The sequence below is a fragment of the Leuconostoc sp. BM2 genome (assembly GCF_002095565.1).
In the GTDB taxonomy this organism is placed as follows: domain Bacteria; phylum Bacillota; class Bacilli; order Lactobacillales; family Lactobacillaceae; genus Leuconostoc; species Leuconostoc falkenbergense.
In genome coordinates this window covers 1-9,960 of the sequence record NZ_MOWQ01000048.1, presented here as the reverse complement: position 1 = coordinate 9,960, position 9,960 = coordinate 1, and the positions used below count along the sequence as shown (strand labels likewise).

At 35.2% G+C, this 9,960-nt stretch carries 10 protein-coding genes and 1 pseudogene; 8 read left to right on the top strand and 3 right to left on the bottom strand.

Going from position 1 to position 9,960, the window contains the following annotated elements; translation table 11 throughout:
• A partial coding sequence (locus BMG01_RS09490; RefSeq protein WP_080539941.1) for a transposase occupies positions 1-164 on the bottom strand: 164 nt, incomplete at its 3' end.
• 967 nt (positions 165-1,131) lie between these two features.
• On the opposite strand from BMG01_RS09490, the gene BMG01_RS09485 reads away from it, so the two are divergent.
• From BMG01_RS09485 to BMG01_RS11600, 3 genes are read left to right on the top strand one after another with little or no spacing between them, the layout of a single operon-like run.
• Positions 1,132-1,704, top strand: a complete 573-nt coding sequence (locus BMG01_RS09485; protein WP_004912943.1) for a uracil-DNA glycosylase family protein — start codon at positions 1,132-1,134, stop codon at positions 1,702-1,704.
• Between the two features lie 27 nt (positions 1,705-1,731).
• A complete protein-coding gene (locus BMG01_RS11605) occupies positions 1,732-2,007 on the top strand; it encodes a 5-formyltetrahydrofolate cyclo-ligase (protein ID WP_004912940.1) in 276 nt (91 codons plus the stop codon).
• Positions 1,934-2,269: a 5-formyltetrahydrofolate cyclo-ligase gene (locus BMG01_RS11600; protein ID WP_251924494.1), complete on the top strand. Its 336-nt coding sequence runs from the start codon at positions 1,934-1,936 to the stop codon at positions 2,267-2,269. Before BMG01_RS11605 ends, BMG01_RS11600 begins: the two co-directional genes overlap by 74 nt.
• Positions 2,270-2,344: 75 nt before the next feature.
• Here BMG01_RS11600 and BMG01_RS09475 read toward each other — a convergent pair whose 3' ends face one another.
• On the bottom strand, positions 2,345-2,974 hold the full coding sequence (locus tag BMG01_RS09475; protein WP_004912935.1) for a pyridoxamine 5'-phosphate oxidase family protein: 630 nt from the start codon (positions 2,972-2,974) through the stop codon (positions 2,345-2,347).
• 254 nt (positions 2,975-3,228) lie between these two features.
• Positions 3,229-3,945 (bottom strand): IS3 family transposase, encoded by a 717-nt coding sequence (locus tag BMG01_RS09470; RefSeq protein ID WP_084013476.1) that lies wholly within the window; start codon positions 3,943-3,945, stop codon positions 3,229-3,231.
• Between BMG01_RS09470 and BMG01_RS09465 the strand changes: the two genes are divergently transcribed.
• From BMG01_RS09465 to BMG01_RS09450, 5 genes and pseudogenes are all read left to right on the top strand, one after another.
• Complete coding sequence (locus tag BMG01_RS09465; RefSeq protein ID WP_036068792.1) at positions 3,944-4,621, top strand: IS6 family transposase; 678 nt, start codon at positions 3,944-3,946, stop codon at positions 4,619-4,621. The genes BMG01_RS09470 and BMG01_RS09465 overlap by 2 nt on opposite strands.
• Positions 4,622-4,860: 239 nt before the next feature.
• Positions 4,861-5,428 (top strand): annotated as a pseudogene (locus BMG01_RS09460) (recombinase family protein).
• A gap of 386 nt (positions 5,429-5,814) precedes the next feature.
• Positions 5,815-7,941 carry a DEAD/DEAH box helicase family protein gene (locus BMG01_RS09455; RefSeq protein ID WP_036068793.1) on the top strand — a complete coding sequence of 709 codons (2,127 nt, stop codon included), beginning with the start codon at positions 5,815-5,817 and terminating at the stop codon, positions 7,939-7,941.
• Positions 7,925-8,086 (top strand): hypothetical protein, encoded by a 162-nt coding sequence (locus BMG01_RS11225; RefSeq protein ID WP_158082446.1) that lies wholly within the window; start codon positions 7,925-7,927, stop codon positions 8,084-8,086. Before BMG01_RS09455 ends, BMG01_RS11225 begins: the two co-directional genes overlap by 17 nt.
• A complete protein-coding gene (locus BMG01_RS09450) occupies positions 8,076-9,791 on the top strand; it encodes an AAA family ATPase (RefSeq protein ID WP_036068795.1) in 1,716 nt (571 codons plus the stop codon). Before BMG01_RS11225 ends, BMG01_RS09450 begins: the two co-directional genes overlap by 11 nt.
• The last annotated feature ends 169 nt before the right edge of the window (positions 9,792-9,960 follow it).

The window sequence follows — 9,960 nt, the reverse complement described above, 5'->3', positions numbered from 1 at the left end:
GTCTTTGACTGACCCTTAATCATGATTGGGGTAGCTTGTTTAACCCAAATAGCAATAGAATCTTTTGATGGTCCAAATTCTTCTGCTAATGATTTAAGTGAACGGCCTTCTTGGTGAAGTTTAACCAATGAATCTTTGAAATCTTGTGAATAACGAATTGACATAAAAATACTCCTATACTTTCATTTTACGGACTGAATAAAAATAGTCCATTTTTTTAGTATAAGAGCACTATGTCTTGCTCACTGATATGGGGGATGAGATTATATCCGTTATCAGTCAAATCTATAACGAACTTTCTCGTTAGCGTTGCAAACGCGAACAAACTTCCGCTATAACTCTCTGTGATAGCTGGCATTATGCTTCAAAAGCATGTCAAATGATGTGTGACCCATTTTAGCACTCTGAAACAGAGTGCATACTCAACAATAAATGAATCAGCAATAAATAATTTTAGTTTACACTTGTAGCCTTATATAATTTACACCCCCGCCCCACTTTGCTATCTGGGAGAGCGCACACATAGGGCTCGTCTTGTGTCAAGGTAACAATTTTCGATTATTTTTTATAGGGGGGTCTTGACAAGGTTAATCTAGCAATGTTAAAGGGTTCTTAACTAAAGAATAGGCTTAAAGGTGGTGGCTAAAGTAACCCTAACTACAAAAACTAGGGTGCGTTTAGGGGGTACTTTTTACGGTAATTATAACGTAAAGTGTGCTAATCCCTTGTGGCAGTAGTGATAAACTATGCCCGTTTTAGAAATTTGTAAGCTGTAAACGTTGATATAACAGCATTCCTGTGTTTTGTATTGAAATTTATAAAAGCCTTTATATCAACGTTTTTGGGATAACCCCCCCTATAAAAAACCTTTCAAAATTCGACATTTTTATAAGGCAACGGTATGTGTGTGCTCTACAATCTGGCAACAAGGGGGCGGGGTATGATACAACGTCTAATATTTAATTGAATAATCCGAGTTAAACTGAAAATCAGTTTAACCACAAGTTATGTATTAATCTTTCTAGTGCACAAATTAGACTAATTCCCGTTCTGAACTACACTAATTTTTCAATCCCATTGCCACAGGTTTATAATTGAATTGAACCATTAGAAAACCAGGGGAGAAAAAACATGAGTATTTTTGAAGAAATCGAACAGGATCCTGCCAACAAACAGTTCACTCAACTTGGATTAAAGCCAATTTATAATGCACCCACAAATGCTAGAATTGTCATAATCGGTCAAGCACCAAGTTTACGAGTTCAAAATACCGGAATTATGTGGAATGACGCCTCAGGTGATCGTTTACGTGAATGGCTGGGCGTTGATAAGGATATATTCTATAATTCGGGGATGATTGGTGTTATACCAATGGATTTTTATTACCCCGGCAAGTCTAAATCTGGTGATTTACCACCTCGAAAAGGTATTGCAGATAAGTGGCATCCGCGCTTATTGAACAAAATGGCTGACGTGAAGTTAATTATTCTAGTTGGTTCTTATTCTCAAAAATATTATCTAAATCTTAGAAGTTCAGACAAAATAACTGATGTTATTAAAAATTACAAGAACTATCTTCCTAATTATTTTCCTATTGTTCATCCCTCTCCCAGAAATAATATATGGCTTAAGAAAAATAAATGGTTTGAAAAAGAAGTTGTCCCAAACTTAAAAAAGGTCGTTGCTAAGATACTGTCAGAATAACTTTTGGATTGTACGAGGTATTAATTTATGTTGTCAGAAAAACAAGAAATCAGAACATATATTTTGGAGAACTTAAACTCTTATAAACCAGATGATAAGCTCAAACACGAAACTAGACTATACACACAACTATTTAATTGTCAGTTATGGCAAGATGCTTCGACTGTGGCAGTGACAATGAGCATAGAAAATGAACTTAACACTCAACCAATAATAGATATGGCTATCAATGTTGGTAAAAAAGTGTTCATTCCCAGAGTCTCAAAAAAAGATTTACTTTGGTTCGATTATAGTAAAAAATAGATTAAGCAAATCTAATTTTGGTATTTTAGAACCTAATCAGGAAGAAAATCTTGCACACAGCTTAAACGAGATTGATCTAATGATTGTTCCAGGGGTAGCTTTTACACCAGATAATTATCGAGTGGGATATGGCGCCGGATTTTTCGACCGTGTATTATCTGAATATAGTAAAGACACAATTTCGTTAGTGTTACCACCACAATTAATTGACAATTTTTCGCGTAACCAGTGGGATATGCCAGTAAAAAATATGCTAACTTAATCAACAAATACACAAAAATGCTTTCTCTCGATATATTAAGAGAAAGCATTTTTTAATTTTAATAAATCGATTAAACTAAGCAAAATCAACTACAACAGGGCTAGACTGAAATGACTCAACCAAAGCAGAATTAATTTTCAGCTTAATAATAACATTATTACTAAAATCATCAGATAGTTTTTTAATTTCTGGATGCTGAATGACTTCATCATTCATCGCTTTGTTCTCGATAATTTCAGCAACCACGGAGTTCGAACTCATCCTATATCCGGTCTGTTTATCAAACCAAGTAGCTATGGATACCTTGTTGTTGAATCTAATATTTTTGACGCGTGTGCTGTCTTTTTTTGTAACACAGTAGAAAACATTTTCCTCAGAATTAGATTGCTTAAACGTTATGATACTCGAATTAGCAATGTTGTCCGATGAAATAGTTGAGAGAATAATAATATTATCCAAGACGTTTAAGGAATTCTGAAATATATTATTGCTTTTACCTATTCCTGAATCGTGACTAAACTTCTTTCGCTGTTTCAGCAGCGTTAGTATTGTTAACGGAATTACTAAAATGACGTAACCAACTAAAGATAACACAAGGGACTGCGCTAAATAGCCTTTAATATTAAAGTAAACTACAAAAATCATGGAGAAAAAAATCGTTATTAGAAATATAATAAATAGCTGTATAAAACGTTTTGCGTACATGAATAAGAACTCCCATTTAGTATGTTTCAATTATATACCTTTAAATAGCCTACTAGCTACTTATCACTCGATAAATACATGCTCACTATAACACTCTGTGATAGCGAGCGTTCTGATTCAAAAGCATAGCAAACAAAAAAGTACTATGCTTGTAATGCTTCATGTCTCAACCTAATAAATTCATCCCCGTGTTGTGTCATCACATTGCTCATAAGTCAATAATTCGGACTATTTTTTATCTAGGGCTGAACTGATTAGGCAACTTTTATTTTTTGATTGGCAAGACTGATTCTTTCGTTGTTGAACCAATGAATATACTTGGACACATCTAAAATTAGATGTGCAATCGATGGAAACCGGAATTGATAAATCATTTCACGCTTTAATAGGGAGTGAAAACTTTCAATTTTGCCATTATCATATGGATGTCCTAGTTTTGAATACGAATGATCAATTTTATGTCGCTTTAACAAATTTTCAAAGCCAAAACTAGTGAACTGACTGCCCATATCAGTGTGTAAATAATTTGGTTTTTTATCAGTTGACAGCGATCTTTGTAGTGTTGTTACTACCAATTTGGTATCCATCGTGGCACTGATTTGATGGGCTAATATCTTACGCGTTTGTAAATCCAAAACTGACGCTAAATAGACCCACTGACCATTACTCAACTTTAAATAAGTGATGTCCATGCTCCAAGCATTGGCTTCGGGTAAATGCCTGATTAAGTTGGGACGTTGACGATAATCAACTGTTGTCGTTGGTTTGTTAAATCGACGAGTCATGACAGAGTATATGCCAGCTTCTCGCATTAAACGACGTACTCGGTTGGTTCCATGATGCAAATTCAGATCAGCTAATGCTAATCGCAGACGTGGCGCGCCATAAGCTTTATAGGGTTCTGGTGCAAATTTTCCTCGCTGACTTGATTTTAGTATACTGGGTGCCAAGAAACGAGGGATTGCGCGCATGAATCACTTTAAGGGACGCCACTTTCAAAAGGACATCATCTTAGTAGCCGTTGGCTACTATTTCAGATTCAGTCTCAGCTATCGTGACATCGTTGAATTGCTTCGGGATATCACTGTTCATCACACCACGGTCATGCGTTGGGTTCATCACTATGGCCCCATCTTTAAGGCTCTATGGCGTCGGCATCAAACAGCTCACGCTAAAAGTTGGCGAATCGATGAGACCTATATTCGAGTTAAAGGCCGTTGGGCCTATTTGTATCGCGCTATTGACAGTAACGGTTTGACCATGGATTTTGAGCTACGAAAACACCGCGATTATACCGCATCCTATCACTTTTTGAAGCGTCTCTTGACGACCAATGGTCGGCCTGATCGATTAGTCACTGATCAATATCGGGCAACACTGAAAGCAGTGAAGCACCTGATAAAGCAAGACTATTTGAGCAAATCAGCCCACCAATGTTCCAAATATCGAAATAATTTGATTGAACAGGACCACCGATTCATTAAACGTCATCGTGTCCGCTCAGCAAGCTTTCAAAGCATTCGAACCGCTAGTGCAACGTTGAGCGGTGTGGAAATTGTTCACGCAATACGCAAAAGAACCCGACGAGAGTTAAGTCTCATCGGGTTCTCAGTCGTGGACGAATTAGAAGCATTGTTAGCTGCATAACCTTCAACATAGGATCAATAGCTGGTTAGATGGTCATCTCTCACACTGTTTGCACCAGATCCAAAAATAGTCCTAATTATTGACTTATGAGTATATCATAATTTAATCTTCACAAAAAAATATGACAGCTTTACAGTTATTAGTGCAATAAACTTATAAGTAATTTGCGCTTTTTTTATATCATGATATCATTAAACTTATATACTGCAATTTAGTTATGCATTTTAATGAGGTTCAAAATGACAGTTTTTGGCTATTCACGAGTCTCTACTGCGGGGCAATCATTGAGTGAACAAAAAGAGGCGCTGAAAAATTCGGGTGCCAAAATTATTTTTAGCGAAAAATATTCAGGTACGACCACAGCACGACCACAGTTTAGTAAATTGGTGAAAACAATTCAACCCAATGATATATTGATTGTAACAAAGTTAGATCGTCTTGCCCGAAATACCAGAGAAGCATTAAATTTAATTGATGATTTATTAAGAGAAAAAATAATAATTAAGGTTCTAAATTTGGGAACAATTGATAATACACCTATGGGTCGCATGATTATTCGAACTTTACTATCAATTGCGGAAATGGAACGTGATATGATCATCGAACGTACACAAGCAGGAAAAATTTTCGCTAAACAGCATAATCCAAATTACAAAGAAGGCAGACCAAGAAGAAAAAAGGACGGTCGAAATACGGCTATCTTTGAGTATTCTCAAATACATACAGTAAAAAAAAACAGCAGAGGCTTTCAACATTTCTCCTAGAACAGTACAATACATTAAAAAGCTGTTTAACCAAAAAAACTAAACTAAGATGTACTCAATTATGATGATTTTATTATTGATAACCAAAATAAAAAATTTTGTGTTGCTAGTTTAAAAATTTTTTAAAATATATGTTATAGTTATTTTGACAATAAAATCACGTTTTATATCAAGAGCTGGCGAGTGGTTACACACTTTGACCTAGCAGCAACCTACTTCAACTTGAGTAAGGTGCTCCACTGTAAACGGATAGGCGTCACTTAGCCGTGTTCGTATTCCGAACGCGTTTTTTTTGCCACAATTTCTTGACGCTAAATAATAAGGCAAACAACATGGACATTAGTATAAAACACATTCATCATTGCTATGAAAATATGTATTAATATCTGCCATTTTAAATAATTAGATTAATTTTGGTGAGGAGCTCTCATGTTTTTAGATAATATTGGCTCAAATATAAAAATACAATACCGAACAACCGAGGACGATGTAATAAATGATTTCTATGTTCCGGTTTTAGGTGAGTCAGTAAAGTATGATCGTTCTGTAGGATATTTCTCGTCAAGTATCTTGATAGCATATATACAGGGATTAGAAAAATTTATTCAAAATAAAGGCCATATGAGTTTGTTGATTTCTCCATTTGTTTCCTTGGAAGATGGGCAGGCATTGATTGATTCCTTAAATCCCATAGAAGAAACGACCGCTCAACTTAATGAACTTTTCAAAACATATCGAATTATTGGGGAAAAATCAAATATATCAGCTCAAATATTAGTTCAACTAATTAGAGAAGGATATCTAGATGTACGAGTAGTGGTACCAAATAGGCAGCAAGGTCTATTTCATGAAAAAGTTGCTCTTTTTTATGATGAAATAGGCAACGTAATTGCTACATCAGGATCTAATAATGAAACCAAAAGTGCAATTCAATTTAATCTAGAATATTTTAGTGTATTTAGATCTTGGATAAATGGTCAACAAGATTTTATCGATAATATTAAATCGAATTTTTCTAGTACTTGGAATAGTAAACTGAAATATTTTCACACGGTAACTATTCAGGAATCTGTTTCAAATGAAATTTTAAAATCATATGAAACCAATGAAAGCATTTCGGACCTTTATCACCGTTTGTCTCAAACTAATCCCGAAAAATTAGTTGAATCGGAATTAAGCATCACTGAACAACCATTAAAATTTGAACCTTATGATTATCAACGTAAAGCAGCAGCAAAGTGGTTAGAACGAAAAAAAGGAATCATTTCTTTTGCCACAGGGACCGGTAAAACGAAGACCGCTATTTATGCGACTCAAAAGTTGGTACACCAAGAGGGACCACAATTCTTTGTGATTGTTGTACCTGATAAAACGTTAGTGCAACAATGGGCATCAGAGCTCAGTGAGTATTCAGAAAAAGTCATTAAATGTTATTCAGAGAACAACGATTGGGCTGTACAACTCAAAAATAGTATTAAATATTGGGAATTTGAACCTTCTGAGTCTATTTTTGTAGTCAGTACTATTCCAACTTACTTTAGTGATAAAATGATCAGACAAATCAGGAAACTTCGCCACAATTACGTTCTGATTGCCGATGAGTGTCATAGACTCGGTACAGAAAGTATTCTTTCAAAGCTACCAGACGTAGAACGTCGTTTAGGACTATCTGCAACGCCTAGCATATATATGTCAGAGGATAAAACGGAAAGGCTATTTAAATATTTTGGTGGAATAATTGCAGAATATAGCCTTGAAAAGGCGATTGAAAACCATAAACTAACAAAATATGAATACCATCCTATAGAGGTACAATTGTCTGATGCTGAAATTGATAAATACAAAAAATTAACCCTTGAACTTGTTAAAATGTTGCAAAATCCAGATGATGAGCTTAATTTTGAATCACTATCTATTGAAGCGCAGATGAAGATTTTCCAGAGAGCACGAATAGTATATGGTGCTCAGGAAAAAATAGAAAAATTAAGTGATTTATTAGACAATTTACATGATGTAGAGCACATGTTAATATATTGCGGAGCTACGACCATTTCTGAGAGTGCAAAAAATTCCGACATTGATCTACAAAACGAAGAAGTTGGTATACGTCAAATTGAATCTGTTAACAGAATGTTAAGTATGAAGGGAATCCCCTCAGCTCAGTATACCAAGGATGAAAACGGGAGAGAACGAAGAGACCGGATTGATTCATTCAAAAATGGTACCATTAGGACATTAGTAGCTATTAAGGCTCTTGATGAGGGTGTTGATATTCCACAAATTTCAACAGGAATTATTCTTGCGAGTTCAGGAAATCCACGCGAATTCGTTCAACGACGTGGCCGATTGCTTCGACGATCAGCAGGTAAAGAGATAGCTATTATATATGACATGGTTGTATTGGGATCAGGTGAAGAATATGAAAGTATCAATCGTTCTGAATTAAAGCGCGTTAAGGAGTTCACTAGCGCTGCTTGTAATCGGTCAGCGCTTGAAGTAAAGTACAATTATTTATTTGACAAGTATTTGGAGGAAGAACATGACGGAAAACTATGATGATATCAATGACGAAAAGTTTACTCTTTTAAAAGATGCCTTGCTCAAAGCTGCAGAAGAGTTTTTATATGATAATAATACGACATCTTCTGAAGATAAAATTCAACGATTGGTTCGACTGGTAAATAAAAATTATGATATTTAATAGTATTACACTCATAAATTTTCGACAATACAAGGGTGAAAATGAGTTTCTTTTCCCGGTTTCTGATGACAAAAAGATAACACTAATTATTGCACCAAATGGAGTAGGAAAAACAACTTTTTCTCAAGCTGTGCGCTTTTGCTTTTATGGCGAAAGCCCATTGGTACTTCGCTTACCCAAGTCTGAGGAAAACTTGAACTACTCAGTGGCTGACGATTTACCAGTAGGAAAATCAGTGGAATTATCCGTTAGAGTCAACTTCTCTCACAATGGATCCAAATACATCGCATCACGTACTGTGAATTTTATTAAAAAATCTTACGTTAAAAATCACATAAAAAAGTTAGAAAGTCAATTTGAACTCTGGAAAGATGGCGTATCTCATGGTTGGACAAAAGTTGAGGATGGTGAAAAGTATATCCAGCAAATGATGCCAATTGGTTTAGCCCACGTATACATGTTCGATGGTGAGCGAGTTGAGAAGCCAATAGGTAGTTCTGATTTTAAAAAAAGCTTGAAGGAAGCAATAATAGGTGTCCTTGGCCTCAATCAACTTGAAACAGCACAAAATTTTTTAGGGGATCAACACAAGCGAACAAAAATAATAGGTAAAGTTGCTTCTCAAATGAAAGCACAAACCTCAACTGAACAAGAAGCCCTCCAGACCCAAAAAAATTCAGAAGTAGCAATTATTAAATGGAAAGAAAAAAAGGAACTTGCAGAACAAATTATTGGAGACTTGACAATAGCTATTGATAAAGCTAAAAAGGCTCAATCTAGTGTGGAAGCATTGAAACGCGTTGTTAAAGATAGAAATCTTGTTGAAAATAAAGTTGAATTGCATAAAATTAAACTTGCTAACATAGTTCAGGAAAGTAACGACTTAGCTGTCAAACTAGTCTACAAACTTGAATTGGCAAAGACATATCCCAAATATTTGAAATTTTTAAATAGTGAGGGAGAACAGCCGGAAGTATATGAAAACCTATACGAATCAGTAATAAAAGATATTCTAAATCGAGGCATTTGTATTTGTGGCCGTCCTATTATGGAAGGCGGACATGAAGAAGATGTCTTAAAATCATTAGCCGTACTGCCACATGATAATGCACACTATTTGAACTCATTAAAAAGCCTCTATGCTTCACTGGACGATATGCCTAAATTACTTGAAAAAATCCGTTACAGCCATGAGCATATTGTCAAGTTTCAAATTGAGCTTGAAAAATATCGTAAAGAATTAGATAGAGCAAATGAGATAGTGAAAAAAAGAGAATCAGAAGCCGGAACTGATAATCAAACAGATATTGACAAAAACATGCAGAACCGTGCATTGTTTCAGAATAATCTCAGAACAGCAGAAGAAAAGATTAAAGCTAACGAGGCAAAGCTGAACAGCATTAAAGGTCAGTTGAATAATATCAAGGCAAGTAGTGAGTATAATAAAAAAGTAGCACAGGCTGTTAAAATGCTCGAAAGGATAAAGTTAAAGATTTCAGAAGAATTAGAGCGCAAAAAAGAAATCTCCAAGCACTCAATCGAAGTCAACATAAATAAAACTTTAAAAGACGTTATGACACAAAATTATGCTGTTGAATTAGATGATGACTACAATATGATTGTGTGGAAGCAATTGGGTAATAGCAAGGATGGTCAAGACGAAACGGAAGTATTATCTACAGGACAAAATGTGGTTATTTGGTAGATTGTAAAATTAAACCGAACACTTGAATAAAAAAGCCGCAGCGCCTTTAATGGTAATTGTCTAAAACAACCATAAAGGAACTGCGACTCATGACTAGTTTATCATCTCAAGAACGCACTGTCATTCAAACTTTACTCGAATTGAATTATTCTGTTCGTGCCATTGCGCG